This window comes from Streptomyces sp. NPDC060027 (assembly GCF_042737005.1).
GTDB lineage: Bacteria > Actinomycetota > Actinomycetes > Streptomycetales > Streptomycetaceae > Streptomyces.
In genome coordinates, this window is the sequence record NZ_JBHWVI010000068.1 from 1 (window position 1) to 25,841 (window position 25,841).

Below are 25,841 nucleotides of genomic sequence, written 5' to 3' on the forward strand. Positions count from 1 at the left end.
GCACTGACGCCGGGACCGCAGGGCTGTCGGCATGACCGTCTCCGGGCCGTATGCGTCCCCAGCGGCCAGGGGCCGTCGGCATACCTGTCCCGGGTCAGGCACGAGCCCGGCCGTCCGCTCGGCCCGCACGGGCCGCCGTGCGCTTTCCGGCAGGCCCCGCTCGCGCCGCGACGCCGGTCCCGCCGGGCATGAGGCGTCCCGCGGGCCGTGGCCGGAGACCGACCTACGCCGTCAGCGGGCCGCCGCACCCCCGATATCCTGGAACTTCGTCCTCATCTCCGACCTCGGGTGCCTCCCACCTGGAAGGGATCGCGCCCGTGGAGTTCCGGCTGCTCGGCACGGTGTCGGTCGACACCCTCGTGGGACCGCTGCCACTCGGCCCGGCCAAGCGCCGCAGCCTCCTCGCGGCGCTGCTGCTGTCGGTCAACACTCCTGTGCCCGTCGCACGTCTGACGGACTGTCTGTGGGACGACGCGCCACCGCTGCACGCCCGGAGCGTCATCCAGGGGCATGTGTCGCAGCTGCGCGCCCTGCTGGCCGGTGCGGATGCCGCCGCCTACGGGGTCGAACTGGCCACACTCGGCGACGCGTACACCCTGCGGGCGCCCGAAACCCTGCTGGATTCCCAGCGGTTCGAGGAACTGCTCGCGCTGGCCAGGGAGCAGCAGGACGCGCACGACGCCGTACTGATGCTCAAGGACGCCCTGTCCCTGTGGCAGGGGCCCGCCCTCGCGGGCGCGTTCCCCGGCCCGCCGCTTCAGGCGGCCGCGCACTCGCTGGAGGAATCGCGGCTGGTGGCCGTCGAGCAACTGGCCCGTGCTCACACCGCGTTGGGGGAGCACGACCGCGCCGCGGCCGTCCTGCGCGCGGAAGCGGTCACCCACCCCATGCGGGAGCCGTTGGCCGCGTCCCTGATGACCGCCCTGTACCGGGCCGGACGCCAGTCGGAGGCGCTGGACTGGTTCCACCGCACCAGGCGGCTGCTCGCCGACGAACTCGGCGTCGACCCGGGGCGCGAACTCGCCCAGGCGTACGCCCTGATCCTGCGTGGCGACCAGGTCCAGCAGGGCGGACCGGACACCTCGGCCGACCCGGTCGCGGCACCGGCCACGGCGATACGCGACGCAGCCGGCCGCCAGGCCGCCGAGTCCGGCCGGAACGCGCCCCGACCCCGAACGGCCGGACACGAACCGGTGGGACACGAACCGACAGGACACCCACCTACGGGACACCAAGGGCCCGGTCATCAAGGCTCCGGGCACCACGGCTCCGGACAGCAAGAAGTGGTGCACCAGACGTCCGTTCAGCACGGGCTGCTGCATCAACGGCCGGTGCATCAAGGGGCAGAGGACCGGCCGGGGCCCTACGGTCCTCACCCGGTCACCCGGGCCGCCGACCGCGCGTACGACTCGCCGGGTGGACTCCCTCCGGCGGCGCCGAACGACCGTACCGACGGACTCTCCGCCTCAACGCCCGCACCTTCCAGGTCCGTTGTTCTCCCGCCCCTGGTCGGCGGGCTGCCGTATCCCACGGATCTGCTGCCGCGGGCACCTCGCGGCTTCCACGGACGGGAGGCCGAACTGGCCGCGCTGACCCGCGCCGCCGCGGCCGAGGGACCCGTCTGCCTGGTCACCGGGCTGCCCGGGGTGGGCAAGACCGCGCTCGCCGTCCAGTGGGGCCACCGCAACGCCGACATGTTCCCGGACGGACGGCTCTTCGCCGACCTGCGCGGATTCAGCGACACCGGCGAACCCGAACTCATAGAAGTGCTCCGCGAGTTCCTCCCGGCGCTCGGCGTGCCCCCGCGCCGCGTGCCCGAATCGGCGTCGGCCGCGGCCGCGCTCTTCCGTTCCCTGACCCATCGGCGCCGTCTGCTCGTCATCCTCGACAACGCCCGCGACTCCGCCACCGTCCGCGCGCTTCTGCCGGGCGGCGCCAACTGCGTCACCCTGGTCACCAGCAGGCACCGGCTGGACGGTCTCATCGCCTCCGAGGCGGCCGGCGCCGTCCCGCTCGACAGCCTCGAACCCCAGGACGGCACCGCCCTGTTGGCCGGCGTCGTCGGCAAGGACCGAATTCTCGCCGAACCGGTCGCGGCGCGCAGACTCACCGAACTGTGCGGCGGACTGCCCCTCGCCCTGCGCGTCACCGCCGCACGACTGGCCGGCCGCCCGCAGCGGACGCTCGCCGACCTCGCGGACGAACTCGCCGACGAGCAGAGCCGCTTGACCTACCTCGACGTGGACGACACCAGTGTCTCCGCCGCCCTGCGACTGACCGTGCAGCAACTGCCGCCCGACGCACTGCATCAGTTCACCCGGCTCGGCCACCATCCCGGCGCGCACTTCGACCCCTTCACCGCCGCGGCACTGGCAGACACGGACCCGCCCGTCGCCGCCGCGGCACTGGAGCGCCTCGCCGCCGCCCACCTGGTCACCGAGACGGCACCCGGTCGGTGGGAACTGCACGATCTGGTACGCCTCTACGCCCGCACGCTCGATCCCGGATCCGCACGCGAGGCCCTCACCGGCGTCCTCGACCACTACATCGCCACCGCGCTCGCCGCCGCCGACACCGCGCAACCGGGCGGCGAACCCTGCTTCACGCTGCCGCACGGCTTCCGTCGTCCCGCCGCCGTACGGGACTTCACCGACCGGGCGGCGGCCATGCACTGGCTGGCCACCGAACGCGACGACCTGGCCCTGGCCGTCGGCGCGGCCCGGGCCGCCGGCCTCGACGACCGCGCCTGGCGCATCATCCTGCTCCAGTGGCCCCAAGTGGTGTGGCGGGTAAGGGACAACTGGGTTCCGCTGCTGAACATCGCGCTGGAATGCGCGCGTGCCCAGCGCGACCCGTATGCCCAGTCTCGTGTGCTCACGCTGCTCGGCTGGGTGCTGAGCGAGGAAGGCCGGCCGACCCAGGCACTCGCTCTGCTGGAACTCTCGCCCCCACTCGCCCGGCAGGCGGGCGACCGGCTCGGCGAGGCGACCGCGCTCATCAACCTCGCCGTCGTCGAAGCCGGGCAGGGCGACCTCGGGGCCGCGCTGGACAACTGCGCCCAGGCCATCGAGCTGGCCCGCGAGGAACCGGACGCGCACACCGAGATGCTCGCGCTCCAGCACCTCGCCCGGATACAACTCACCGCGAACCAGCCCCGAGAGGCGCTGCGATCGGCTCGTACGGCCCTCGATCTCGGCCCCGAGCACGAGGAGGCGGCCCGGAGAGCACTGCTGCTGACCGTCAGCGGGGAGGCCCAACTGGCGCTGGGCGCCGACAGTGAGGGAATCCTGCTGCTGGACCGGGCCGCCGGGGAGGCCGAACGCGCCGGTTACGACGAGGGCGCCGTACAGGCCCTGGCGGCGCTGCTGCGGGTGAACCCGGGGGCGGACTACCGCAGACGGTACGAGGAGGCGGTGCGCCGGATCGCCGACGACGGGTGACCTCCGTGTGCGCTCGGTCACCTCGCGGACGTCAGCGGCACGCCAGTGCGACGTCAGCGTGACGTGAGCGCCAGGCCCAAGACTGATGCATGTCAGCAGTTCAGGGACGGCGCGCCTCATGATCCGGCGTTCGCCGCACGTATTCTCGGGGGATCCTTCGTGAGCACCATCCGTAACCGCACCACTCTGCTCGCCGCCACGACCACGGCCATGCTCGCTCTGGCCCTCACCGCCTGCGGGCAGGACGGCACCGGCACGAAGACGTCGGGCCCGGACACCCGCGGCTCCTCGCAGGCGGCGTCCTCGGGGACGGCCGCGCAGAACGCCGACAACGCGAAGGACTCCGGCACCACCGGCGGTTCCGCCGGCGCGAAGAACTCGACGGGTTCCGGATCGGGTTCGGACGCCGCGGCGGGTTCGGGGTCCGGCTCGGGCTCGGGCAAGGCGTCCGGCTCCACCCCCGTGTGCACCACCAAGGACGTCGCCATCAGCGCGGCCTACCAGGGCGGCCCGCCCCACACCCACATCGTGCTGACGGCCAAGAACACCTCGGGCCACAGCTGCCGCATGAACGGCTTCCCCGAGATCCAGTTCCTGGAGAGCCACCGGGAGAACGTGCCCGCCGTCGCCAAGAGCAAGCCGGGCGCTCCCGTCGTGCTGGCCGCCGGGGCACCCGCCTACGCTCTCGTGAGGCTGTCGGACGGTGGCAAGGACGAGGACACCGAGCCGGTGACGGCCTTCTCCGTCATGATCCAGGGCGGCAGCGGACTGGCCACCGTGAGGGCCCCGGGGGCCGACGGCATCGCCGTCGACTCCGCGAAGTGGGCCACCGGCTACTGGACCCACGAACTCCGCAACGGTGCCGACGACTTCTAGGACAGGCCGGGTCACCCGGGCTCACGGCCCGGTCCGCACCGCCTGATCCACACCGCCTGATCCACACCGTCCACGAACACGGTCGCATCCACTCGCCCGAGGCCACCGGCCCCGGGTCACCGGATGCGACCGTTCGTCGTGAGCCGGACGGGGCCGCGGCCACCGCCCCCGGAGCTGCCCCGGAACTGCCCCGGAACTGCCCCGGAACTGAACTTCCCCTGGTCCCTAGGGCTGTTCCTCGACGGTCATCTCGCCCAGGAGGGACCAGTCGTCCTGGTCGATCTTCATGTTCACGATGCGCGGGGTCGCGGCCAGGTGCCCGGGCAGGGCCTGCTGCGCGGCCTTGAAATGGTCGGACTGGACGTGGGACGCGCCGGCCTCGTCGTCCCGGAAGGCCTCCACCAGCACGTACTCCGTCGGATCGTCGAGACTCCGGGACCAGTCGAACCAGAGGCAGCCGGGCTCGGCGCGGGTCGCCGCGGTGAAGGCGGCGGTGATCTCGGGCCACCGCTCCGCGTCTTCGGGGCGGACACGGAACTTGACGGTAATGAAGATCATGAAGGCTCCTCGGTCGGTGTCGAGCCATTCTGTGCCGTCGGCGGCGGTTGAACACCATGGGCCCGTAGGCCGACGGGGGGAACCTCCGGTCGATTGCTGTTGCCGAGGCCCGCCTCGCTCTGTATCGTTTTTCGATAACATCGATAATCGATACGGGGGAAGTCATGGCAACGGTACGCAATCCGCTGGAGCCGCTGTCGAGCGCGGTCAAGGGCATCGTGACGCTGCTCGCGGCGCTGATACTGGTGGGCGTGTTGGGGCTGTTCGTGGACGGCCTGCACCTGCACGTCCTCGGCATCGGCGACACGTCGGTCTGCGTCACGGATCAGTCCACGACGACGAGCGGCGGCGACGTGCCACCCATGGAGTTCAAGCCCGCGCCGGGAGCCACGATCGAGCTGGACGCCCACCCGAGCTACTGCACCGAGGACCCCACCACGGCCCAGAGCCTGCTCCACACCGCGATACAGGTTCCCCCGTTCGTCTTCAGCGTCGGAGCGCTCCTGCTCGTGCTCCTGTTGATCCGGGGTGCGGAGCGCGAAGGCCTCTACACCGCACGGACCGCGGGGCGGCTGCGCAGGGTGGGCTGGTGGCTGCTGGCCGGCAGTGTGCTGGCCGCGATCGCCGAGTCCACGACGGAGCAGTCTCTCGTCCACTCCCTGAGCCGGAATGCCGAAGACACCGCCGTCACCGGCCTGTTGACGTGGGACATGCCCTTCATGGCGGTCCTCACCGGCCTCGGCGTCCTCTCGTTCGCCCGGGTCATGCGCATCGGCATCGCCATGCGCGAAGACCTCGACGGAACGGTCTGATGTCCGAAGAGAAGGAGGAGCACGCGATCGAGGTCCATCTCGATCGCCTGCTCGAAGAGCGCGGGATGACCCTGGCCGAGCTCGCCGACCGGGTCGGGGTCACGCACGTGAACCTGTCGATCCTGAAGAACGGCCGGGCGAGAGCCGTACGGTTCACCACCCTGACCCGGATCTGCGAGGTGCTGGAGTGCCAGCCGGGGGATCTCCTCAGCCACCGCCCGCACTGAGTGCCGGGGCCGCGCGAGGCTCTCGGCATCGGCCGATCCCAGGTCGCTCCGGCGGGCGTTCTCAGTCACGGTCGACCGCCGTGCAGACGCAGACCCGGTTTCCCTCCGGGTCGGCGAGCACGGTGTACGACGGGGCGTGGGAATCGTCGACCACGGTGCCCCCGGCGGCGACGGCGGCCGGAATGCGAGTCCGCGCCGCCTCGGGGGCCAGCCACAGATCCATGTGCCAGCGCTGGCGCGGGGTCTCGTGGGCATCGGTCGGCTGGAACCACACGCCGGGGACACGGTTCGTCGGGTCGAAGACCGAGTCGTGCACCGTGTTGCCGGCGTCTCCCGTGAGCAGCGCCGCCCAGAAGGGGCCCGCCGTCGCGTCGTCCGCGGTGTCGAGCCCGATCTCCACCTGGGCCACCTCGTCCGGGGTGGCCGTCAGCCCGTGTTCGCGGGCCAGCCCCGAGATGACGCGAGCCAGGTCGAGGTCCTTCGGGGTGACCCAGCGGGCACCGCTCGCGTCGACGCTGTACAGGCTCACATCGACCAGACCGGGCCCCAGCCTGATCTCCGGAACGTCATGCCCGGCGATGACCGACGCCTGCGCGACCGCGCTCACGAAGGCGCCCCCGGAGCCCGCGTCGGCGGCCCGGTAGCGGGCGGCGAGCGGCTGAGCGAGCTTGCGCCAGTCGTTCAGTCCGCGCGCGATCGATTCAAGAATCTGGAGGTTGCCGACCTTGTCCATGGGCCCATGATTCCAGTCCTCACCCGCGCCACGCGACACGGTGGCCCAGGGACCGTCAGGCGGCGGGCGCCCGCGCTCAACCGCCTGATGCCCCCGGTTCCGGCCGTTCGTCGGTGAGTTCGGGCTCCAGACCCTCGCCGATGTCGGCATGGACCCGCCCCGCGTCGGCCCGCCAGGCCTCGAACGCCCAGGCGGTGAGGGCGACGACGGCCAGACCGAGCAGCCAGCCGCCCACCACGTCACTGAACCAGTGCACGCCCAGGGCGACGCGGGTGAAGCCGACCCCGAGGACGGAGATCACGGCGACGTACCAGCAGAGCGTTCGCCAGGTGCGCGGCACCATGGGGAGCAGGACCAGCAACAGGATGGCGAACGAGGTGGTGGCGGTCATCGCGTGACCCGACGGGAACGAGAAGCCGGGAGCCCGCGCCACGGGATCCTCCAGCGACGGACGGGCCCGCTCGACGACCGTCTTCACCAGTAGCCCGATGAGCCCCCCGGCCACGGCCGTCACGGCGGACCAGGCGGCCAGACGCCACGCCCGGCGGTACAGCAGCCAGACGGTCAGCAGCCCCACGGCCGTACGCAACGTGAGCGGATCCCAGACCCGGTCGGACAGGAAGCGCAGCGTACTCGTCCAGGCGGGATGGTCCAGGGCGAGGCCGTGCAACCGCCGGGCGGCCCCGGAGTCCAGCCGGCGCAGGGGTCCCCACTGTCCCTCGACGAGGACGAGGATCAGGCCGAAGGGCACCGCGGCGATCGCGGCGACGGCGGCCGAGCCGAGGAGCCGGACGCCGAATCGGCGGTCGGCTGCTTGTCGCCGACGTTCGCGCAGACTCCGGACCGCGACGCGCGTTGCCATTCAGACTCCCGGGTCGGGGTGGATCGGACCGGGGCGCCGGGCCCGTGAGGCCTCCAGTTGCGCCGCGAAGGACAGTCCGAGGAACAGGGCGATCGAGGTCAGGTAGGCCCAGAGCAGCAGCGACATGAAGGCGCTGAGCGGGCCGTAGACCGTGTCGAAGGAGCCGCTGACCCCGAGATAGAGACTCAGCAGCCAGGTCAGCGCCGTCCACAGCACCAGGTACACGGCGGCGCCGAAGGCCAGCCAGGTGTACCCGGGCTGCCGGCGACGCGGCGAGCGGCGGAAGATCGCACTGGCCGACATGAGGGCGAGGAGCAGCCCGAAGGGCCAACGCAGCAGGTCCCAGGCGGTCTTGGCGCCTCCGTCGATGTGGTAGACGGTCACGATCGAGGACGCCAGATCGCCGCCGGCCACCATCAGGATGAACCCGAGGCCGAGCGGGATTCCCGCGCTGAGGGACATCACCAGGCCGCGCAGATACTTCAGGTGGAAGTCGCGGTCGCGCTCGTTCCCGTAGATCCTGTTGGCGCCGCGCTCTATCTGGCACATCGCGGTCGTCACGTTGACCAGGGAGAAGCCGAGGCCGAACCACAGGGCGACCTGCGCCCCGTCGCCCGCCGTGTGTCGGCTGCGGCGGAGCGCGTCGTCGACGACGTCGGCGCTCGGGCCCGCGGCGAGCCGGCGGATCGTCAGTTGGGCGACCCTGCCGATGTCCTCGGTGTGCAGTGCCGAGGAGAGTCCCACGAACGCGATGGCGAGCGGGATCAGGGCCAGCACCGTCTGCAGGGCGAGCGCCCGGGAATGGCTGAACCCGTCGGCGTAGCGGAACCGGATGAACGCGTCGCGCAGCAGGGGCCAGCCGCCGTAGCGGCGCAGGGAGACCAGCGCATCGTCGGCGGAGAGCTCGTCGCCGGTCATGTCACGGGTCTCGGGGACCTTGGTCGCGGTACTCATTCACTTCCCCCGGGGTGGCAGCAGGACGGTCAGTGCGCCGGGCCTGACCTCGGCGGTGAGACGTCGGCCGGTGCCCACCGGGTCCCCGTCGAGCTCCCGGGCCTGCGGGGTGTCGAAGGTGAGTTCGGCGCGGCGGAAGGTGAAGAACTCGACGGGGACCCCGCTTCGGGTGTCGCCCTCGGCCGCGAGGGTGTGCACGGTGGACGGCCGGGGCGGCCGGGCGCGGCCGCGCAGCAGTGTCCCCACGGCGCGCAGCCAGCCGCCGGGGCCGCGGGGGTCGAGGACCAGGAGGTCGAGCAGTCCGTCGTCGGGCTGGGCGGCGGGCAGCAGTGTCATCCCGCCCTGCACGGTTCCGACGTTGGCGAGGAGCACCATACGGGCCGTACGGCGGAAGGCGGGGGAGTCGTCCAGCCGGATCGTCACGCGCATCCGGGGCGTGCGCAGCGTTCCGATGCCTGCCAGGACGTAGGCCGGCCAGCCCAGGGTGGCCTTGGTGTGCTCGTCGGTGTGCTCCATCATCTCCGCGTCGAGGCCCGCCCCGGCCATCGCGGCGAACCGGGTGGCGGTCAGGCCGTCGCCCTCGATGCTCGCCAGGTCGAGACGGTGCGGACTGCCGCCGAGCGCCGCGTCGAGTGCCGCGGTGGGGGAGAGCGGCAGACCGAGGTTGCGCGCCAGCAGATTGCCGGTGCCGCAGGGCACGATGACCAGCGGAACGTCACGGTCGGCCAGGGCGTCGGCGACCGTGCGGACGGTCCCGTCACCGCCGCAGACCACCACCAGCGTGGCGCCCTGACGAAGGGCCTGGTCCGTCTGACCGGCGCCCGGGTCGTCCGCGGTGGTCTCCAGGAACACGGGGTCGCGGTGGCCGTGCCGTTCGAGGACCCGCCGCAGCTCGTGGCGGGCGGCCTCGTCGGTCACCGTGGGATTGAGGATCACGGCGGTCGCGCCCTGACGCGCCTCGCCGCCGCGGGCGTCCGGGGTGCGTGCGGCCGGTACGGAGCCCGCCGACGGCGGAGCGGTCACGGACTTCTCGACGAGCAGGGCGCGGCCCACGATCAGCAGGGACAGGCCACCGTTGGCGAGACCGCCCAGGACGTCCGTGGGGTGGTGCATGCCCCGGTAGAGCCGGGCGGCACCCACGAGCAGCGGCAGGAGCAGCAGCAGTCCGCCCACGATCCTGCGCCACGGTCCGCGGATCCGGGACAGCGCGAGCACTGCCAGACCCGCGTAGAGCGCGGTCGCCGCGCCGGTGTGCCCGGAGGTGTAACTGGAGGTGGGCGGCGAGGCGTCGAGGCGGTCCACGTCCGGCCGGTGCCGGTCCACCGACTCGGTGATGGCCAGGAAGACCAGCGACTGGAGCGAGACGGCGACGGCGAGGAAGATCGCTTGGCGCCACATCGGAAGACGGGGTATCAGGAGCAGGCCCAGGCAGGCCGCCAGCGTGATGGCGATCACCGTGAGGGTGTTGCCGGCCTCCGAGGCGACGGACGACAGCGTGGTGAGCGTGCCGGTGCGGACCCGTTCGAGGCCTTCGTTCACCGTGTCTTCGGCCGTGATCGGCCACAGTCCCCGGGCGGGACCGGTGATCAGGAGTCCGATGCCCACCATCAACGCCGCCTGGCAGACGGTCAGCGCGGCGATGCGCGCGGCGGTCCGGCCGGTGCCCCGGGGCAGAGGGAACGAGCGGGCGGGGCCAGTGGCTTCGGTTCGGCTGCCGGGCATGGCGGCAGGTCGGTCCGGCACGGCGGTCGGCATCGGGGCTCCCAGGGGTCGCACGGTGCGGCATGGTTCGGCCCGGGCCGAGCTTCCTCCCGGGTCCATCGCCGTTTGCCCCGGAACGTCACGGACAGACCTGTCGCGGCGTGGAAATGCTCACAGGCCCCGGTTTCGAGCGGGTTCCCGCGGAGGGGCGCTGATCCGGGGTGAGTGGCTCGCCGCACCTGGTGGGGCGAGCCCGGCCGGATCGGTCGTGAACGCGGAGGAGGCTGCCGGCCGTGGCGTGGAGGAGGCTGCCGGTCGTGGCGCGGAGCGGACTGTCGACCGTGGTGCGGAACTGCCGGAACGACGGGTCGGACCCGCCCCAGGCGCAGCGCGTGCGCGCCCGGCGCACCTGGGGCGGTCGTCCGAGCGGGCCGGAGCCCGAGCCCGTCGCCGGACCCGTCAACGGGCCCTGCCGGTCGGCTCAGCCGTGATACGTGATGTAGCCGTTGTTGTCACGGTCGTCGGCCGACTTGGAGTACGAGTGGACGTCGGCGCCGGCGCCGGACGGCTTGGACAGCTTGATGGTGTCCTTGTCGTTGTTCCAGATGAAGTTGCAGTTCTGGCGGTAGACGACGTTGTTCGTGTCCGAGTCGGTGCCGTGCCCGCCGCGGAGCTTGATGTAGTCCCCGGGCTGGAGGTAGTGGTTCGCCGGGAAGATGAACGTGTTGCCCGTGGCGTCCTTGACGCGGTAGCCCTTCAGGTTGACCGTCGCGCTGGACGAGTAGTTCTTGACCGTCAGGTATTCGCTCTTGCTGTTGCCGGTGGAGCAGCTGTTGGAGTCCGAGCCGGGCGCGTCGTACTGGACGCCCTTGATCTTCAGCGCGGACGAGAACTCGGCGGCCTGCGCCGGCGCGGCGGCGATGGCGGCGAGCGTTCCGGCAGCGGCGGCGGTGACAGCCAGGGCATTGCGTATACGCATGAGGAATCCCCCCTCAGTAGTGCGGATGGAGCCCCAGGAGCATACCTAGGTGTGACCGGTGAGTGACGGGAGTGTGTGGGATACGTGAACTCCTCGCCGGGTGAGCACCCCGCCTGGGTCACCGGGCGGGGTCGGCCACCCCGCCGCGAGGCCCGCCGGCACGGCGCCGACCTGCTGTGATGTGCCCCACCTCCCCTTGCCCCAACAAGAAAGGCATACCTAAGTTCTGTCCCATGGCCTCACAGAATCCCCCGCTCACCGACGGCCCCGGCGAGGCCGACGGCCCGCGCCCCGCGGATGCCGGTCGGCCGGACGCCCCCGCACTGGTCGACTTCACCATCGACCTCACCGCCCAGGAGGTCCTGCGGCAGGCCCAGGTCCTGTCCGCCCTCGGCTCCGACTGGGACCCGATGGAGGCACTGCGCGGGGAGGAAGCCGCGTACGCTCTTCTGTACTCCGGTCTGGACGACGAGCAGCAGCGCGTGTACGACGACCTGGTCGCGTCCGGCGTGCTTCCGCGGCGTGGAGACGGCAGTGCTGCCGCTTGATCCCCAGGCGGACGCCGGGCGCCGCGCCTGGGTGAGCTGTCCGAACTGCGCCGACAGTCGTGGGTGCGGGGGGTGCGAGCAGCGGCGGTCGTGCTCCGACCACTGGCGCTATCTGCTCTCCACCACCGGCAGCCTGCTGCACCTGCAGTGCCCGTCGTGCACCCATGTCTGGGTGCACGAGACCGGATTCGGCGCCACCCGCTCCCTGTGGAGCCGGATCGCGGGCGGCCGTCCGAAGCGCTGACCGACGGGCCGGCGTCGCGGGCCGGGCATCCGGCCCGCCCCCACGGGACCCCTGCTTCACGGCGGGGATATCCTCAAGGGCCCAGGCGGGTCGAACTTGTCCGATGCGCCGCTGTGGGAAGATCGCAACCCCGCACGACAGCAGTCCGGGCCCGCGCACGCCATCGCTCGTAGATTCGAGGACGCTCGCGGCCCACCGGTGGATGACGGACCGGCCCGCGCGGGTAAAGAAACTATGCGCACCTGCGCGAACATCCCACTGCCGAAGGACTGCCGGTCTTGGACCTCCCATACTCCGAATCCCCTGCCGCGCGACGTCCGGGACGCACTTGGACCGTCCGCATCTCCGGCCACAGCGACCGCACCGCGTCGGTCACGTGCTCCTCTCCCTGCGCCATGCCGCCGCGGTCCCGTGACCTCGCGGCGCTGCGCCGCTTCGCCGAGGCCCACGTCGGGGCCCATGCCCGCGCGGCCACCGTGCACGCGGACGCCGCCTGCGCCTGTCGGCAGACGCAGTGCGCCTCCCACGAGGACAGTCAGGTGCACTGCATGGGCAGTGTGCTGCTGGTGCTGCGCCATGATCCGGCCATTGCCCAGGTGTGGACCCTGATGGAAGTCTGCGCCGCCTGTGCGCCGTTGATGACGCACACCCGCGTCGTGGGCCGCGCCGTCCCCCGCACCCGTACTCCCGTCGTGCCGCCCGCGCCCACGGCCGCCGCCGGCGCGCCGGCGAGCGCGCCCGCGGTTCCCGGCGGATTCAGTGCCCCGAGCGGGCCCGGTTTCAACAGCGCGGACGCGCCCCCGGCACCGTCGCATCGTCGCTCCGGCGGCCGTGGCCGCCCCCAGCCCCGCCAGGGCCGACGGGATCAGGGCAGGTCTCGCGGCTGACCGCGGCTCGTCCGGCCGACCACGGTCCACCGCGGCCGGCCACCGTCCCGCCGAGGCGGCTCGGGGCGCCGCCGGTTCTCATCGCCGGCGGTCGACGCGATCCGGGTGAAGGTGCGGTCCGGGGGCGCTGTCACCTCTCGGTAGGAGTGCGATACGCGCCGGTCCGCCCGACCCGGCCGGCGCGGTCGATTCCACGCCGGAGCCGGGTGCGAGGCTCTGGGCTGGTCTTTTTCGCGAACGGCACTGATTCGGTTGAGAGTTCATCATCGACTGAAAGAAGTTGCATGTCTTTGCGCAATTCTTGCAGGCGTTGCAGGGTGGCATCGCGCAGCGGCTCGAAGGCCGCTGCCTTCGCCGACATGAAGGACGTCACCATGCTCCCCGCCAGTCGTTTCCTGCCCCCGCACCGGCTCAGGACGGTCCTGGGGCTGTTCGCCGCGGCTCTCGGCCTGTTGAGCGCGACCGGCGCACCCGCCACAGCGCGGGACGGCGGCCGGGTCGCCCCTGACGACGGTTCCGTCCACGCGACGCCGGCTCCGGACTGCGTCCACTACTACAGCGACTGGCGCTACACGACCGTCGTCAACGACTGCGACACCACCGTGGACGTCACCGTCGACTACACCGACGGCCAGGCAGCCCCCTGCCGCACCCTGCTTCCCCGCGCCATCGCCACCTTCGCGGGCTACGGCCCCCAGCTCAACTACGTCACGGGACTGAGCGCCTGCACGCCGGCGACCGTGTGAAGCCCCGACCCGGCGGGGCTGTCCAGGGGGCGGAGTTCGTCGGCGTACGAGACGGAGACGCGGCGCATCAGACCGTCCTCGTTGATGTCGTACTGGCCCAGGCGCCACAGCGGTGGCGAGTAGGCGTGCAGGGAGACCGCGTCGTCGGTGGCGCCGGTGAGTCGGTGGATGTGGTCGGGGCCGAAGCAGAAGGAGTCACCCGCGCCGACGCCGACGGACAGATGACGGCCGCCTATGCGGGGGTTGGACTCGGTCAGCGCGCCCTGGACGACCCGGACGGCGCCCGACGACACGTCGTGGTCGTGCCAGCCGGTGTCGTTCCGCCGGGTCCAGCAGAGCAGCCAGACGTCGACGAACTCGTCGCGGTGCAGGGAGGCGTAGTGCCGCTCCTGGTGGGAGAAGGCGATGTGGTCGCGCCAGAGCTCGGGCCGGGCGGCGAGGTCGTCGACGAGCCGCTGGAGTTCGTGCTTGTCGAGCGTGCGGTCCGGCAGGGACGAGTACGTCACGGGGGATTCCCTTCCAGGTGAGGTCCGCCGACCGGCCAGGAGCGGCCGCGCAGCAGACGGGCGGGATTCACGGTGCGCAGGGCGTGGACGGCGGCCTCCGCGCCCAGGTCGGGGATGACGAGGGGTGCGTACGGGCGGTCGCTGCCGCTGACGACGACGTCGATGCCGACGGCCCGGACGAGGGCGTCCACGGCCCGTGTGCCGTAGGAGGAGGTGTCGTAGAAGACGTCGAAGTCGACCTCGCCGCGGCCGCCGCCCCGGGCCGCGAGACGTTCGCCGTGCAAGGGGGCCAGGCCGGCGAGTGCCGCGAAGCAGACACGCAGTCCCGGATGGCGGGCACGGCCGAAGGCCCGGAACGCGAACCAGGCGCCGTGCAACTGCTGTTGGTAGGGGACCAGGGCCGCCCACCAGGACGGAGCCCGGAGCACCGGCGGAGCCACGCCCGGATGGACGAACAGGGGCTTGCCGAGGCGGGTCAGGAGGTCCAGGAACGGGGCGCACGCGTGCAGGCCCGCCGCGTCCAGGAGCGCTGTGGCCGGGAGTTGAAGGCCCACGCAGCCCCGGCGGAGGTCGCGTTCCACCGCGCCGGGGTCCGGCTCGCTCAGACAGGGGGAGGCCCACACGCCGAAGGGGGCCGGGAAAGCGAGTGCTCCCTCGTGGAAGGCGCTCAGCAGCGGCAGGGCTTCGGCGGGCGGCAGGTGCTCGATGCCCAGCGGGCCGGAGAGGGAGACCAGGGCGAGGTCGAGGCCGTCGGCGCGGGCCAGACGCGTACGGGCGTCGATGTCGTGGTCGGCCGGGTCCACCTCGTACGGCGGCTCGCCCTCCAGGTGCAGCGTCCAGCCGTCCAGGTGCGGCGGCGCGGTGCGCGCACGCAGCAGCTCGACGAAGTCGGGCGGCCAGATGTGCTGATGGACGTCGATGGGCACCCTGAAGTCCTTGAGGAGTCCGTGCGGTGACAGGGCGGGAGCGTCATGGGTTAAGCGTTTCAGTGATGCGCTTAACTTAAGCGCTTCACAACGGGGCGTGTCAAGCGCGTGCCCGCCGTGCGGACGCGGCCGGTAGGCTTCCGGCATGGTCAGGCCCCAGAAGCGCACCACCCTCAGGGAGGTGGCCGAGGCCACCGGCCTCTCCACCGCCGCTGTCTCCTATGCCCTGCGCGGCAAGCAGGTCTCCAAGGAGACCGAGGAGCGCGTACGCAAGGCCGCGGCCGAACTCGGCTACGAGGCCGACCCCATCGCCCGGGCCCTCGCCAGCGGCCGCACCAGCATGGTCGGCGTGCTCGCCGGTGACCTCCAGGACCTGTGGCAGCAGCAGCTCATGGCGGCCATCGGCCGGGAACTCCTGGCCGGCGACCGCTACGCGCTGATCCTGGACGCGGGCGGTGACCCCGAGCGGGAACTCGTCCTCGCCAAGCAGTTGCGGGATCAGCGCGTGGACGCGCTCGTGGTGTCTCCGGTGAACCCGGCGGCGGAGGAGTGGGCGGTGATCGCCGACGCGCTGCCGGTCGTCGCCGTCGGCGACTCGCTGAGCCGGGCGCGCACGGCCGGGCAGGTCATCTTCGACAACCGGGCCGGGATCGACGCCGTACTGGAGTACCTCCACGGCCTCGGCCACCGCCGGGTGACCGTCCTGACCCCGACACGGCCGAGTACGCCCGACCGGCCCGCCGACGTGTATGTGCGCGAGGCGGCGGACCGGATAGGGGTAGGGGCCGAACTCGTCCCCTGCCCCCAGGAGTTGGGCGCGGCGACCGTCGTCGCACGGAAGGTCCTCGACGGGGAGCGGCGCGCCACCGCCGTCTTCTGCTTCTCCGACTCCCTGGCGTACGGGGTGTACGCGGCGGCGGCGGAGGCGTCACTCGTGGTGGGACGGGACGTCTCCGTCGTCGGTTTCGACGACCACCCCGTCTCCCGCGTCCTCACTCCGCCGCTCACCACCGTCGGCTGGGGACTCGCACAGATCGCCGCGGAGGCCGCCCGGCTGACGGCTTCCGCGATCGAAGGGAAACGGGCGCGCAGAAAGCGGATCCTGTGCGCTCCGATGATGTGCGCGCGCGGATCGGCCGTGGCGGTCTGAGGACCCGGCGGTGACGCGGCCCGCCCGCGTCACCCGCAGTGGTAGGCGATCCGCGTCGAGACCGTGCGCCGCTCGGGCGAGAGCAGACGCAGCTCGGCGCGTGCTCCGTACGTGCCCTTGCCCTGGAACGTCCACAACAGGTGCAGCCGCGCCCGCTTCTGACCGCGCGTCAGGTCTTCGTGCAGGACCTTCGAGAACGTGCCGTCACTGCGGACCCAGCGGTACGCGAGGGTTCCCGGCCTGCCGTTGGTGGTGACCACGGCCACGACATCCGCGGTCTCGTCGCACCCGGGGGAGGACGACGCGGTGGAGACCGCGACGCCGTCCACGTCGATGGACGGGCCGGGACGGTGCCAGAGGAGAAAGGCGAGGACGGCCAGGAGCACCACGCCGGGCAGCGCGTGTCTGCGCCAGGTCCGGCGGCGTACCGGGACCACCACCGGAGGAGGAGCTTGGGTGACACGGCGTACGGTGTCGGCGTTCACGCCGGGGCCGAAGCGCAGCAGCGTGCCCTCGACCCGGTCGGGCGGTGTGTCCTGGGCCGCGGGCCCCGACAGCACCTCGGTCGCCGTGTTCCCGCCGAGGAGAAGGGTGTCGGGGGAGTCCGGGAGGGGGAGGGTGTCCGGCGAGTCCGGCCGCTGGATCCAGTGGCTGGCCAGCGCGGTCGCGCTGTAGTCGTCGTCGGCGGAGTGGGCGCCTGGAGCGCCGGGGCGTTCGTTCATCGGAGGGTGCACCGCCGGGTGAGGAGCTGCTGCCACGCGCCGCCGTCGGCGGAGGCCGGCTGGGTCCTGGCCTGGACGCCCCAATAGCAGCCCGTTCCCTGGAACGTGTGGTCGAGGGCAAGGGTGTACTGGGTCGATCCACTGCGCCGGAACGTCTCGGTCGCACCGTCCTGGGTCCCGGTCTGACCGCTGACCTCGCCGGTGAACCACGCGACCGTGAGGGTGACCGGTCCGGTTCCGTCGGTGGTGACGGTGACCGTCGCCGCCGCGGTCGCCGTGCCCGTCTGCCGGAAGCCGCTGAACGCGACGGCCTTGACGTTGACGGGGACGGTCGGCGACGGGGACGTCGTGGGGGGCTCGGCCGTCGGCGTGGCCGGTGGTGTCGTGCCCGCGACGGTGGCGGACGCGGTGGCGGACGCGGACGCCGACACGGGAGGTTCCGCGGTCGATTCGCCGGCCGAGCCCGAGGGAGTGGGCGGAGCCGAGACGGACGACGACGAGGACGGCGTCGGGGAGTCGGGGTCCGCCGTCGCCGTGGGGCCGTTCGGGCCGGTCGGCTGCGCGCTGGTGGTGGCGAGCGCCTGCGCGGCCTGTCGTGGCGCGCCGAAGTCCGGAGCGTGCCGGTCGATGCCGTACGTCAGGAGGAGGGCGGCGACGAGCGCGGCCCCCGACACCAGCAGCGAGCGCAGGCTCGGCCGCCAGGCCCGGAGCCGGTCCGGTGTCCCGCCGAGGACCGTCCGTGCCGTGTCCGTGGCACGGCGCGGAACGGAGGGAGCGGAGGGAAGCAGCAGCAGGGACAGCGCCACGAGCGTCGCGAGCCGTCCGTGCCCGCGCTCCTCCCAGTCCGGCCCGTACGCGCCGCCGGCCGTGGCCTCGAGCTCCGCCACGAAGTCCTCGGCATGGGCGGGCCGTTCCTCGGGCGACTTGGCCAGACCGCGGTGGACGAGGGAGCGCACCGGCTCGGGGACCTCGTCGGCGGGAATGGCTCCGTCCACGTGCTGGAGCGCGAGTTCGGCTAGGTTCTCGCCCGTGTAGGGCTTGCGCCCGGTCAGGCACTCGAAGAACGTCGCGGTCGCGGCGTACACATCGGCGGCCGGAGAGGCGGGGGCGCCGGTCCACTGCTCGGGAGCCATGTACGACGGGGTGCCCGCGATGCCCGCGGTGGTGCCGTCGGCGGCGGCGATCCCGAAGTCGACCAGCTTCGACGTGCCGTCGGGGCGGACGAGGACGTTCTCCGGCTTGTAGTCACGGTGGACCACGCCGAGGCGGTGGGCGTCGGCGAGGCCGAGGAGGGAGCCCTTGAGGAGGACGAGAGCGGCTTCCGGGGCCAGGGGAGCGTCCTTGGCGAGCAGGGCCCGTAGACAGACGCCGTCCACCAGCTCCATCACGATGGCCGCGCCCTCCGGCCCCTCCACGTACTCGTACAGGCCGGCCACGTGCTCGCTCCGCAGGCCGCCGAGCAGCCGGGCCTCCGCGCGGAACTCCCGCACGAAGCCCGGACGGGTGCGCAGCGACTCACTGAGGTACTTGACCGCGACCGGAAGACCGGTCTGCTCGTGAACGGCCAGCGCGACGCGTCCGCTCGCCCCCGAACCGAGCTCGCGGGACTCGGTGTAGCCCGGTACCGCCCAAGTGTTCATGACCCATCTCCCCAAGACGTGGGGCACATGAGGCATCCCGATCCCCTCGCGCTCCCAGCCGTGTGCTGTGAGACACGATTCCGGCCCCTTCGGTTGCAGGGCACGGGGGAGCGGACCGCCCGGCCCTCGGCAGCCGCGTCGCACGATCCCGCCGCGGCCCACGCAGCGGGAGCCCTTTCGCCGCGGCATCCTCCTGTACACATGCCGTCTCCTCGACGTCGGCGGGGAACGCGGGTACCCACCGGGTCTGCGAGCCGGGCCCTGTCGGGACAGGTGCGGGAGGGTGCGGGGCTCGGCCGGGCCGAAACCACCGGGCCCGTCTCCCGGTTGACTCGGTGACGCGGCTTCCCTGAGCCGGCCCAGCCAAGAGGAGTGGGACATCGCATGAGGCACAACGAGTCACTCAAGGCGCTGATCGACGAAGCGGCCCTGACCTACGAGGCGCTGGCCCGGCGGGTCAACGCCCTGGGGCGTGCCCAGGGCAGGCCCATGACCTACGACCGGACCTCCATCGCGCACTGGGTCCGCGGAACCCGCGCCCGTGAACCCGTCCCGGACCTGTTGTGCGAGGTGTTCACCCGCCGCCTGGGCCGGACCGTGGACCGCCGGGACGTGGGCATGGACGCCGCGGCGGGTGCTTCCGGCCGAGGCCGCGCCATGGCGCCGGACGTCGCGTCGGCGACGGACCCGCGCGTCCCGGCGCAGCGGACCCCCACCCTCCCGCGACCCGCGACGGCCGTGTCCGCCAGGGAGATCGCCTTCGCGTGCGCTGAGCGCTTCTTCGCCCTGCAAGGGGACGCGCAGGGCGGCCGGTCGACCCGGCCCGTCCTCTCGGCCTATCTGCGTGGCACCGTCCTGGGCGCGACCGGGGACGTCCCTCCGTCCTCGGTGTCCGCCCCGGAACTGGCCCACGCGGCGCGCACCCTCGTCCTGCTGGCCCGCGCCTGCACCGACATGCGCCGGTTCTTCGAGGCCCAGCACATCCTGGAGCGCGCGGCCGCGCTGGCGGCGCGTGCGGGGGACGCCGCCGCCGAGGCCATCGCCCTGCGACTCCAGGGCGAGTACGCCCTGACCCGAGGGCTGACGGCCCTGGCCGCCACCCATGTGCAGCACGCGCTGTACGTCTCCCGGCGGACCCCGGCCGGCGTACGGGCCTACGTCGCCGTCCAGGCCGCGGAGACCAGTGCCGTGATCGGGGACCAGTCCCAGGCGATGGACTGGCTGGACATCGCGCTGCGCCTGCTGGCCGGGGCGCCGGCCGAGAACCTGGGCCCCTTCGGCAGCTACCGGCCGGCCGCGCTGCACTTCCGGCGGGCATGTGTGCTCCGCCGCCTCGGCAGACACGACGCGGCGTGGACCGCTCTTCAGGTCTCGATGGAGGAACGGGCCGCCTACGAGGAGCGGCCCATCCTGCTGACCTGGGTGGCCCGCGCCCGCCTGCACGCCGAGGCCGGGCAGCGGACCGAGGCCCATGACGCGCTGCTTCGGGCGCGGCATCTGAACGCACAGGTCGGCTCCCAGGAGGCGGCCTGGTCCATCGCCCGCCTGGAAACGCTCCTCGGCAGCTGACGCGTCCTGCTGCGCACCGGTCGCCGCGCATATGCGCCTGGCAAGCCTCAGGATGGACGAATGAACGACCCCTTCAGAGTGGCAGAGGTCCTTGACGGCACCTGCGCACCCCCCATGCCGACACACCCCTCCACAACCGGCGAGCCCCCCTCCAGGGCGGGCGCCCCTCTGCGCCCGGACCCCGGCACCCGACCAGGTCGACCGTCGCCGGGTCCGGCCGGTTTCCGCGACCGCCCTGTGGATGCACCTGGACGCCGGTGAACGCCGGCGCGCGATGGGCGGGATCGCCGCTCGGCCGTCAGTCCTGACCCAGTTCGGCGATGTCCTCGGCCGTCAGTTCGAGTCCACCGGCAGCGATGTTCTCCTCCAGATGGGCCAGGGAGCCGGTGCCGGGGATGGGGAGGATGTTCGGTGACCGGGCCAGCAGCCAGGCCAGGGCGACCTGGGGCACGGTCGCCTTGTGGCGGGCGGCGACGGCGTCCAGGTGCTCGGCGGTGACCGGCTGGAAGCCGCCGACCGGGAAGAACGGGACGTAGGCGATGCCGGCCTCCGCGCAGGCGTCGACGAGGGGGTCGTCGTCGCGCCGGGACAGGTTGTAGAGGTTCTGGACGCAGGAGATCGGCGCGATCTTGCGGGCTTCGGCGAACTCGTCGAGGGTGACGTTGGAGATGCCCAGCTGCCGGATCAGGCCCTCGTCGCGCAGCGCCAGCAGGGTTTCCAGCGGCTCGGCCAGGGACGGCGTCAGGGACCGGTCGAGGTCGCCCAGCCGGAGATTCACCACGTCCAGCCGGTCCAGACCGAGCGAGCGGAGGTTCCCCTCGATGCCACGACGCAGGTTGTCGGCGGTGAGGCCCGTCTTCTCCGCCGCCGGCAGGCCGATGTCGGAGCCCTCGACGAGCGCGCCCACCTTGGTCACGATCACCAGGTCGTCCGGATACGGGTGCAGGGCCTCCCGGATCAGCTCGTTCGCCGACACCCCGTCACGTGCGTAGTAGTACGAGGTGTCGATGTGGTTCACCCCGAGTTCCACGGCACGGCGCAGAATGCCCAGCGCGGTCTCCCGGTCCGGTCGGCCGCCCCTCGGCCAACCGGTCAGCTTCATCGTGCCGTATCCGATGCGCGCGACACTCAAGTCGCCGCCCAGTGCCCACCGTTCAGTCATCACGGCGAACACCCTAGGCGGGATTCGTCCGGAGTGCCGAACATTGATCCGGGTGTGCCGCCGGCCGGCCCGCGGTGGTCACGATGATTCCTTCCGGGAGTGCAGGCCGCGGGTGGTGAGGCGCTGCCCTTCGGTGTCGGTGACGAGGAGGTTCCAGGCCGTTTCCGTACCGTCGTCGCCGTCCCACCAGAGCACGAAGTCGCGGGCCAGGCGGCGCGCGCCGGCCCCGTCGGCTCTCGCGGTGCAGGTGGTGGTGAGCTCGACGTCGTACTCGCCCGCGTCGAGGTGGACCAGCGTGACCCGGGTGAGGTGGCGGGCGGAGTCGGCGGCCTCGTTCTCGCGCGCCCAGCTCCCGAAGCGGTGCAGCAGGTCCGCGTCCGGTTCACGCCGGGTGACCGGACCGCTCGGCGGGTGGGGGGCGCTGGTTCCGGTGCCCTGCTTGCAGCCCAGCACCCAGGCTCCCCGGTCCAGGTCCACCACCGACGCGGGCTTCGCGGTGAGGGAGCGGTGGACGCACCCGCCGTTCACCTCCCGTACCGCGCCGCCCTTGCCGCCGTCCTCGAACAGCCGCCTGCCCACGGCGAATCCGGAGTCGTACGCCTGCCGGTGTCCGGGCGCGGACACGGACGTCGCCGCCGACGGCCTGGCGGAGTCGCCCGTGGAACCGCACGCGGACGCGGCCAGGCACGCTCCTACGACGAGACCGAGCGCGCGGGCCCGCCCGACGGAGCCGATGAAGCCGGCCCGCCCGACGGAGCCGAGGAAGGGGTGAGGTGTCGTCGCCATACCGGGTCAGATGCCGTTTCCGGACCCGGGGTTGCCCGATCGCGCTCCATGGGTCGATGGCGCACAAAGCCTCGGCACGTCACGTGTGCCCGTGCGTCGTTCGGGGACAAGCCGGGGTGCGCGGGAGACGCTGCTCCCGAGCAATCGACCGGAAGCGCGGCCGGGGCGCCGACGCATCCCGGCCCCCCTCACTGTCGCAGCCCCGCACGAAGGAGTCCCCATGACCGAGTCAGCGTCGCCCTCGGCAGCCGACGACGCGTATCGCTTCGACGATCTGCGCGCGCTGTTCATCAACTGCACCCTCAAACCGACGCCCCAGCAGAGCCACACCCAGGGACTGGTCGACAAGAGCAGGGCGATCATGGAAGGGCGGGGAGTCGCGACCGAGGTCATCCGCGCCGTCGACCACGACATCGCGCCGGGCGTCTACCCGGACATGACCGAACACGGCTTCGCCACGGACGCCTGGCCGGCCCTTCAGGAGCGGGTGATGGCCGCCGACATCCTGGTGATCGCCGGGCCGATCTGGCTGGGTGACAACAGCTCCGTCACCAAGCAGGTCGTCGAACGCCTCTACAGCGGCTCAGGGCTGCTCAACTCCGCCGGTCAGTACGCCTATTACGGGCGCGTCGGCGGCTGTCTGATCACCGGCAACGAGGACGGCGTGAAGCACTGCGCGATGAACATCCTCTACAGCCTCCAGCACCTCGGTTACACCGTCCCGCCGCAGGCCGACGCCGGCTGGATCGGTCCGGCGGGACCCGGTCCGTCGTATCTCGACCCCGGTTCGGGCGGTCCCGAGAACGACTTCACCAACCGCAACACCACCTTCATGACCTGGAACCTGATGCATGTGGCGGCTCTGCTGAAGCGGGCCGGCGGCATCCCGGCCCACGGCAACCAGCGTTCGGAGTGGGACGCGGGCTGCCGTCTCGACGCGCCGAACCCGGACTACCGCTGAGCCACAGACTCCGCGCGGGCCGGTCCAGCAGCCGGGCGCCGATGACCGCGGTCCGCAGCGTGTAGCGGTGCGCGGTGTCATGCACGATGTCTTCTGGGAGCACGGCGGAACCTTCCGTGCCGGACACCGGCGGAGTCGGCGGTGTCCGGCACCCGACCCATGAAGGGGCTACGGACGGTCGGTGTCCCCTCGGCCGAGGTGTCGGTCAGGGAGCGGGCCAGTTCCGCAGCAGGGTGTCGAGGGCGTCCAGGACGCGGGTCCAGCTCTCCTGCGAGTCGGGGGCGCTGTGGCTGAACCCTCCGCCCGCCTCCAGGCTCACATAGCCGTGGAACACGCTGCCCAGCATCCGGACGGCATGGGTCTGGTCCGGTTCCTCCAGGTCGTAGCCCCGCAGGATCGCCCGCATCATCTGCGCGTGCTTGACACCGGCGCTCGCGGCAGCCGTCTCGGCGTCCAGCCTCAGCTGCGCGGCGGCATAGCGGCCGGGGTGCTCCCTGGCGTAGTCGCGGTAGACGTTCGCGAAGGCGGTCAAGGCGTCCTTGCCGGCCCGCCCGGCCAGTGCGGCGGCACCCCTCTCGGCGAGCTCGTCCAGAGCGAGCAGGGCGATCCGCGTCTTGAGGTCCTGGGAGCTCTTCAGGTGCGAGTACAGACTCGCGACCTTGACGTCGAACCGTCTGGCCAGTGCCGAGACGGTCGCCTGATCGAAGCCGACCTCATCGGCCAGCTCTGCGCCCGCCCGCGTCAGGCGCTCGGCGTTCAGTCCCGCGCGAACCATGCCCTTCCTCTCTCTTGGCGTAACTGATTATGCATTTGCCTAATACTTTTAGGCAAATTACCGTGAGCCATATGAAGCCGTTGACCGAGCAAGAGATCCGTACCGCGTTCGTGAACTGCACCAAGGGCGAGGCGAAGCGCCTCTCCGTCCCGCGCGATCTGGCCGACCGGCCCTGGGACGACCTGGACTACCTGGGCTGGCGAGACCCTCAGTCACCCGAACGCGCGTACATCGTGGCCGAGCTGGACGGCGGCCCGAAGGCCCTCGTGCTGCGCTGCCCCAACTCGATCGCGGGGCACATGCGGCGCAGCATGTGCTCCATGTGCGTGACCACCCACACCGGCGGCGTCTCCCTCATGGTCGCGCCCAAGGCGGGGAAGGCCGGACAGCAGGGCAACTCCGTCGGCACCTACCTGTGCAGCGACCTGGCCTGCTCGCTGTACGTACGGGGAAAGAAGGACGCGGGCGCGGGAGGGCGGCTCCACGAGTCACTGACCCTGGAGGAGAAGATCCAGCGGACCGTGGCGAACCTGGCGGCGTTCGTCGCCAAGGTGACAACCTGAGCGATCGCCCGGGGTGTCAGGGGCGCGAAATCCGAGGTCACGGCATGCCCGCCTGCCGAAGCCGGATCTCGGTGCGGCCCCGGGCCAGGGCCGCAGACCGAGAGCCTCGCACCCATGGACCCCGTCGGGAGCCCGGTGACCGGGCGCCCCAACGGCGAGACCGGCACGCGCGGCGCGCGCCGTCACGGCGAGCACCAGGGGTCCGGGACGGCTGCTGCCGCCTCACAGACTCATGCCGAACGGACCGCCCTCACAGGCTCATGCCGAACGGACCGTGCTCACACCCTCGTCTCGAACCGGCCGCCCTCACGCCCTCGTCTCGAACGGGCCGCCCGGGTTCGGCAGTCGGCCTGAGCCCGACTCCGGGAGTGGGCACATCAAGGTGTCCGGTGTGGAGCCGCGCCGGAGTCGGTGACGGCCGTCCCGAGCACAGTTCTGTCCCGTCGACGCGGTCGACATGGGTGTCCAAGTCCGGTGTGTGCACCGAGGATGACCGGGTTCAGTGGCTGACCTTCTCCGTCGGCTGTTCCGCGCTCGGCGCGGGCGCAGTCGGCTCCGCGGCATCGGTCGTCGTGTAGAACACGGAGCTGCCCTGCTTGGCACGATGGGCGTGGCTCTTGGCCACGAGGTTCTCGAGCGTGGTGCGGACGACGTTGGTCTGGATGCGGCGGTCGGGGTGGGTCTGGCCGAGCGCCGTGGAAACCTCGGCGGCGGAGCGCGGTTCGTTCTGTTCCGTGAGGTAGCGGCGGATGAGCTCGATGAGCGTGGGCTGAGCCGATGTGTCCTTGACCGCGGGCTTCTTGGCGGCGGGCGTCCGGGCGGGCGCGTCCTTCACGGCGTCGGCCTTCTTGGTCCGAGTTCGCTTGCCGTCGGCGGCCTTGGCTGCCTTGGTGGAGGTGCCGGGGGTCTTCTGCTGGGGGACCGAGGGCACCACGGTGGGCTCGGGCGCGGTCTCGGTGAGAGCGCTCGTGGCACCCAGCGCCTGGTGCAGGTTGGTGAGGACGGCGTGGTCCTGCCGCAGAGCGGTCAACTGCTCCTGCAGCGCGTCGATCTCCGAGCCGATGCGCTCCTGTTCCTTGGCGTTGCGCTCGAGGTCGCCGACCACTTGAGCGGTGTAGTGCGATGTCAGTTCGGTGGGAGTCTTGGTGTCGGGCACGATGGAGACCTCTCTTCGGTGCGCGGCCGCCGCATGAACACACCATGAAGCCGCCGGAGGGCGGGGCTTGTTCCCGTGGACCGGGCTGCAGGGATGGGCAGCCGCACTTGATGCGTACGCCCCGGCTTACAGATAGTACGGACAGTGTTGGCCTGTTGTTCCCTTCGCGTGATGGTTCGCCCCAAAGGGGAGCGTGAGGTGTGGCGCGAAGTTCGCTCCCGAGGTGTCTTCGGGGCTCCGCAGCGTCTCACCGATGGAGCGTCCGTCCAGGAGCGTCCATCAAGTCTCCACGGACTGTCGCCGCGATCTCCCGGGCCCGTTGCAGGCTGCGCCGACTGTGTGGGCGACTTGCGGGTAC

At 71.9% G+C, this 25,841-nt stretch carries 26 protein-coding genes; 12 read left to right on the top strand and 14 right to left on the bottom strand.

All coding sequences use genetic code 11. From position 1 onward, the window contains the following. The first annotated feature begins 317 nt into the window (after positions 1-317). Together ACFWBT_RS18830 and ACFWBT_RS18835 are read left to right on the top strand one after the other, a co-directional pair. Entirely contained in the window at positions 318-3,440 is a 3,123-nt protein-coding gene (locus ACFWBT_RS18830; RefSeq protein ID WP_385701568.1) for a BTAD domain-containing putative transcriptional regulator, read from the top strand. A gap of 159 nt (positions 3,441-3,599) precedes the next feature. After that, entirely contained in the window at positions 3,600-4,316 is a 717-nt protein-coding gene (locus tag ACFWBT_RS18835; protein WP_385701570.1) for a DUF4232 domain-containing protein, read from the top strand. A 225-nt stretch (positions 4,317-4,541) separates the two neighbouring features. Here the strand turns inward: ACFWBT_RS18835 and ACFWBT_RS18840 are convergent, their stop codons facing one another. Beyond that, positions 4,542-4,874: a putative quinol monooxygenase gene (locus ACFWBT_RS18840; protein ID WP_385701572.1), complete on the bottom strand. Its 333-nt coding sequence runs from the start codon at positions 4,872-4,874 to the stop codon at positions 4,542-4,544. 164 nt (positions 4,875-5,038) lie between these two features. Here ACFWBT_RS18840 and ACFWBT_RS18845 point away from each other — a divergent pair, with 164 nt between their 5' ends. After that, positions 5,039-5,686 (top strand): DUF2975 domain-containing protein, encoded by a 648-nt coding sequence (locus ACFWBT_RS18845; RefSeq protein WP_385701575.1) that lies wholly within the window; start codon positions 5,039-5,041, stop codon positions 5,684-5,686. Beyond that, the gene (locus ACFWBT_RS18850; RefSeq protein ID WP_385701578.1) at positions 5,686-5,913 is read left to right on the top strand and encodes a helix-turn-helix domain-containing protein; all 228 of its coding nucleotides are present in this window, start codon (positions 5,686-5,688) and stop codon (positions 5,911-5,913) included. The genes ACFWBT_RS18845 and ACFWBT_RS18850 overlap by 1 nt, the downstream gene beginning before the upstream one ends. Positions 5,914-5,974: 61 nt before the next feature. Here ACFWBT_RS18850 and ACFWBT_RS18855 read toward each other — a convergent pair whose 3' ends face one another. The 5 genes from ACFWBT_RS18855 to ACFWBT_RS18875 form a co-directional block, all read right to left on the bottom strand. Beyond that, a complete protein-coding gene (locus ACFWBT_RS18855; protein WP_385701581.1) occupies positions 5,975-6,646 on the bottom strand; it encodes a VOC family protein in 672 nt (223 codons plus the stop codon). A gap of 76 nt (positions 6,647-6,722) precedes the next feature. Beyond that, positions 6,723-7,508: a phosphatase PAP2 family protein gene (locus ACFWBT_RS18860; protein WP_385701583.1), complete on the bottom strand. Its 786-nt coding sequence runs from the start codon at positions 7,506-7,508 to the stop codon at positions 6,723-6,725. Next, entirely contained in the window at positions 7,509-8,462 is a 954-nt protein-coding gene (locus ACFWBT_RS18865; protein WP_385701586.1) for a YihY/virulence factor BrkB family protein, read from the bottom strand. Next, a complete protein-coding gene (locus ACFWBT_RS18870; protein WP_385701588.1) occupies positions 8,463-10,217 on the bottom strand; it encodes a diacylglycerol kinase family protein in 1,755 nt (584 codons plus the stop codon). A gap of 427 nt (positions 10,218-10,644) precedes the next feature. Beyond that, positions 10,645-11,142: a lamin tail domain-containing protein gene (locus ACFWBT_RS18875; RefSeq protein ID WP_385701590.1), complete on the bottom strand. Its 498-nt coding sequence runs from the start codon at positions 11,140-11,142 to the stop codon at positions 10,645-10,647. 233 nt (positions 11,143-11,375) lie between these two features. Here ACFWBT_RS18875 and ACFWBT_RS18880 point away from each other — a divergent pair, with 233 nt between their 5' ends. The 4 genes from ACFWBT_RS18880 to ACFWBT_RS18895 all read left to right on the top strand — a co-directional run bounded on the left by ACFWBT_RS18880 (position 11,376) and on the right by ACFWBT_RS18895 (position 13,567). Beyond that, positions 11,376-11,690, top strand: a complete 315-nt coding sequence (locus tag ACFWBT_RS18880; protein ID WP_385701592.1) for a DUF6400 family protein — start codon at positions 11,376-11,378, stop codon at positions 11,688-11,690. Next, on the top strand, positions 11,677-11,934 hold the full coding sequence (locus ACFWBT_RS18885; protein ID WP_385701594.1) for a hypothetical protein: 258 nt from the start codon (positions 11,677-11,679) through the stop codon (positions 11,932-11,934). Before ACFWBT_RS18880 ends, ACFWBT_RS18885 begins: the two co-directional genes overlap by 14 nt. Before the next feature lie 395 nt (positions 11,935-12,329). Continuing rightward, complete coding sequence (locus ACFWBT_RS18890; RefSeq protein ID WP_385701595.1) at positions 12,330-12,821, top strand: hypothetical protein; 492 nt, start codon at positions 12,330-12,332, stop codon at positions 12,819-12,821. Between the two features lie 317 nt (positions 12,822-13,138). After that, entirely contained in the window at positions 13,139-13,567 is a 429-nt protein-coding gene (locus ACFWBT_RS18895) for a hypothetical protein (RefSeq protein WP_385701598.1), read from the top strand. Here ACFWBT_RS18895 and ACFWBT_RS18900 read toward each other — a convergent pair. Together ACFWBT_RS18900 and ACFWBT_RS18905 are read right to left on the bottom strand one after the other, a co-directional pair. Then, complete coding sequence (locus ACFWBT_RS18900; protein WP_385701600.1) at positions 13,525-14,073, bottom strand: cysteine dioxygenase; 549 nt, start codon at positions 14,071-14,073, stop codon at positions 13,525-13,527. The two genes, ACFWBT_RS18895 and ACFWBT_RS18900, sit on opposite strands and share 43 nt — an antisense overlap. Beyond that, the gene (locus tag ACFWBT_RS18905; protein WP_385701602.1) at positions 14,070-14,999 is read right to left on the bottom strand and encodes an amidohydrolase; all 930 of its coding nucleotides are present in this window, start codon (positions 14,997-14,999) and stop codon (positions 14,070-14,072) included. The genes ACFWBT_RS18900 and ACFWBT_RS18905 overlap by 4 nt, the downstream gene beginning before the upstream one ends. Positions 15,000-15,144: 145 nt before the next feature. Between ACFWBT_RS18905 and ACFWBT_RS18910 the strand changes: the two genes are divergently transcribed. Further along, on the top strand, positions 15,145-16,149 hold the full coding sequence (locus ACFWBT_RS18910) for a LacI family DNA-binding transcriptional regulator (protein ID WP_385701605.1): 1,005 nt from the start codon (positions 15,145-15,147) through the stop codon (positions 16,147-16,149). A gap of 29 nt (positions 16,150-16,178) precedes the next feature. On the opposite strand, the gene ACFWBT_RS18915 is transcribed toward ACFWBT_RS18910, so the two are convergent. Both ACFWBT_RS18915 and ACFWBT_RS18920 read right to left on the bottom strand, forming a co-directional pair. Further along, entirely contained in the window at positions 16,179-16,871 is a 693-nt protein-coding gene (locus ACFWBT_RS18915; RefSeq protein WP_385701607.1) for a hypothetical protein, read from the bottom strand. Continuing rightward, positions 16,868-18,511 (bottom strand): protein kinase, encoded by a 1,644-nt coding sequence (locus tag ACFWBT_RS18920; RefSeq protein ID WP_385701610.1) that lies wholly within the window; start codon positions 18,509-18,511, stop codon positions 16,868-16,870. Before ACFWBT_RS18920 ends, ACFWBT_RS18915 begins: the two co-directional genes overlap by 4 nt. Before the next feature lie 384 nt (positions 18,512-18,895). Between ACFWBT_RS18920 and ACFWBT_RS18925 the strand changes: the two genes are divergently transcribed. Next, on the top strand, positions 18,896-20,080 hold the full coding sequence (locus tag ACFWBT_RS18925) for a hypothetical protein (RefSeq protein WP_385701613.1): 1,185 nt from the start codon (positions 18,896-18,898) through the stop codon (positions 20,078-20,080). A gap of 298 nt (positions 20,081-20,378) precedes the next feature. Here ACFWBT_RS18925 and ACFWBT_RS18930 read toward each other — a convergent pair whose 3' ends face one another. Together ACFWBT_RS18930 and ACFWBT_RS18935 are read right to left on the bottom strand one after the other, a co-directional pair. Further along, on the bottom strand, positions 20,379-21,242 hold the full coding sequence (locus ACFWBT_RS18930) for an oxidoreductase (RefSeq protein ID WP_385701647.1): 864 nt from the start codon (positions 21,240-21,242) through the stop codon (positions 20,379-20,381). Positions 21,243-21,320: 78 nt separating this feature from the next. After that, on the bottom strand, positions 21,321-22,028 hold the full coding sequence (locus ACFWBT_RS18935; protein WP_385701615.1) for a hypothetical protein: 708 nt from the start codon (positions 22,026-22,028) through the stop codon (positions 21,321-21,323). Positions 22,029-22,248: 220 nt separating this feature from the next. Here ACFWBT_RS18935 and ACFWBT_RS18940 point away from each other — a divergent pair, with 220 nt between their 5' ends. Beyond that, a complete protein-coding gene (locus tag ACFWBT_RS18940) occupies positions 22,249-22,989 on the top strand; it encodes a flavodoxin family protein (RefSeq protein WP_385701618.1) in 741 nt (246 codons plus the stop codon). Between the two features lie 205 nt (positions 22,990-23,194). Here the strand turns inward: ACFWBT_RS18940 and ACFWBT_RS18945 are convergent, their stop codons facing one another. Then, positions 23,195-23,764: a TetR/AcrR family transcriptional regulator gene (locus tag ACFWBT_RS18945; protein ID WP_385701621.1), complete on the bottom strand. Its 570-nt coding sequence runs from the start codon at positions 23,762-23,764 to the stop codon at positions 23,195-23,197. Between the two features lie 71 nt (positions 23,765-23,835). Between ACFWBT_RS18945 and ACFWBT_RS18950 the strand changes: the two genes are divergently transcribed. Next, a complete protein-coding gene (locus ACFWBT_RS18950) occupies positions 23,836-24,327 on the top strand; it encodes an FBP domain-containing protein (protein WP_385701624.1) in 492 nt (163 codons plus the stop codon). A 499-nt stretch (positions 24,328-24,826) separates the two neighbouring features. Here ACFWBT_RS18950 and ACFWBT_RS18955 read toward each other — a convergent pair whose 3' ends face one another. Further along, on the bottom strand, positions 24,827-25,483 hold the full coding sequence (locus ACFWBT_RS18955) for a hypothetical protein (protein ID WP_385701627.1): 657 nt from the start codon (positions 25,481-25,483) through the stop codon (positions 24,827-24,829). Positions 25,484-25,841 lie beyond the last annotated feature (358 nt).

Coding starts and splice junctions, on each gene's coding strand:
- ACFWBT_RS18850 (WP_385701578.1), top strand. CDS start 5,686: ATGTCCGAAGAGAAGGAGGAGCACGCGATCGAGGTCCATCTCGATCGC.
- ACFWBT_RS18840 (WP_385701572.1), bottom strand. CDS start 4,874: ATGATCTTCATTACCGTCAAGTTCCGTGTCCGCCCCGAAGACGCGGAG.
- ACFWBT_RS18950 (WP_385701624.1), top strand. CDS start 23,836: ATGAAGCCGTTGACCGAGCAAGAGATCCGTACCGCGTTCGTGAACTGC.
- ACFWBT_RS18890 (WP_385701595.1), top strand. CDS start 12,330: ATGCCGCCGCGGTCCCGTGACCTCGCGGCGCTGCGCCGCTTCGCCGAG.
- ACFWBT_RS18880 (WP_385701592.1), top strand. CDS start 11,376: ATGGCCTCACAGAATCCCCCGCTCACCGACGGCCCCGGCGAGGCCGAC.
- ACFWBT_RS18845 (WP_385701575.1), top strand. CDS start 5,039: ATGGCAACGGTACGCAATCCGCTGGAGCCGCTGTCGAGCGCGGTCAAG.
- ACFWBT_RS18940 (WP_385701618.1), top strand. CDS start 22,249: ATGACCGAGTCAGCGTCGCCCTCGGCAGCCGACGACGCGTATCGCTTC.
- ACFWBT_RS18910 (WP_385701605.1), top strand. CDS start 15,145: ATGGTCAGGCCCCAGAAGCGCACCACCCTCAGGGAGGTGGCCGAGGCC.
- ACFWBT_RS18920 (WP_385701610.1), bottom strand. CDS start 18,511: ATGAACACTTGGGCGGTACCGGGCTACACCGAGTCCCGCGAGCTCGGT.
- ACFWBT_RS18865 (WP_385701586.1), bottom strand. CDS start 8,462: ATGAGTACCGCGACCAAGGTCCCCGAGACCCGTGACATGACCGGCGAC.
- ACFWBT_RS18855 (WP_385701581.1), bottom strand. CDS start 6,646: ATGGACAAGGTCGGCAACCTCCAGATTCTTGAATCGATCGCGCGCGGA.
- ACFWBT_RS18935 (WP_385701615.1), bottom strand. CDS start 22,028: ATGGCGACGACACCTCACCCCTTCCTCGGCTCCGTCGGGCGGGCCGGC.
- ACFWBT_RS18875 (WP_385701590.1), bottom strand. CDS start 11,142: ATGCGTATACGCAATGCCCTGGCTGTCACCGCCGCCGCTGCCGGAACG.
- ACFWBT_RS18925 (WP_385701613.1), top strand. CDS start 18,896: ATGAGGCACAACGAGTCACTCAAGGCGCTGATCGACGAAGCGGCCCTG.
- ACFWBT_RS18915 (WP_385701607.1), bottom strand. CDS start 16,871: ATGAACGAACGCCCCGGCGCTCCAGGCGCCCACTCCGCCGACGACGAC.
- ACFWBT_RS18870 (WP_385701588.1), bottom strand. CDS start 10,217: ATGCCGACCGCCGTGCCGGACCGACCTGCCGCCATGCCCGGCAGCCGA.
- ACFWBT_RS18930 (WP_385701647.1), bottom strand. CDS start 21,242: ATGACTGAACGGTGGGCACTGGGCGGCGACTTGAGTGTCGCGCGCATC.
- ACFWBT_RS18945 (WP_385701621.1), bottom strand. CDS start 23,764: ATGGTTCGCGCGGGACTGAACGCCGAGCGCCTGACGCGGGCGGGCGCA.
- ACFWBT_RS18860 (WP_385701583.1), bottom strand. CDS start 7,508: ATGGCAACGCGCGTCGCGGTCCGGAGTCTGCGCGAACGTCGGCGACAA.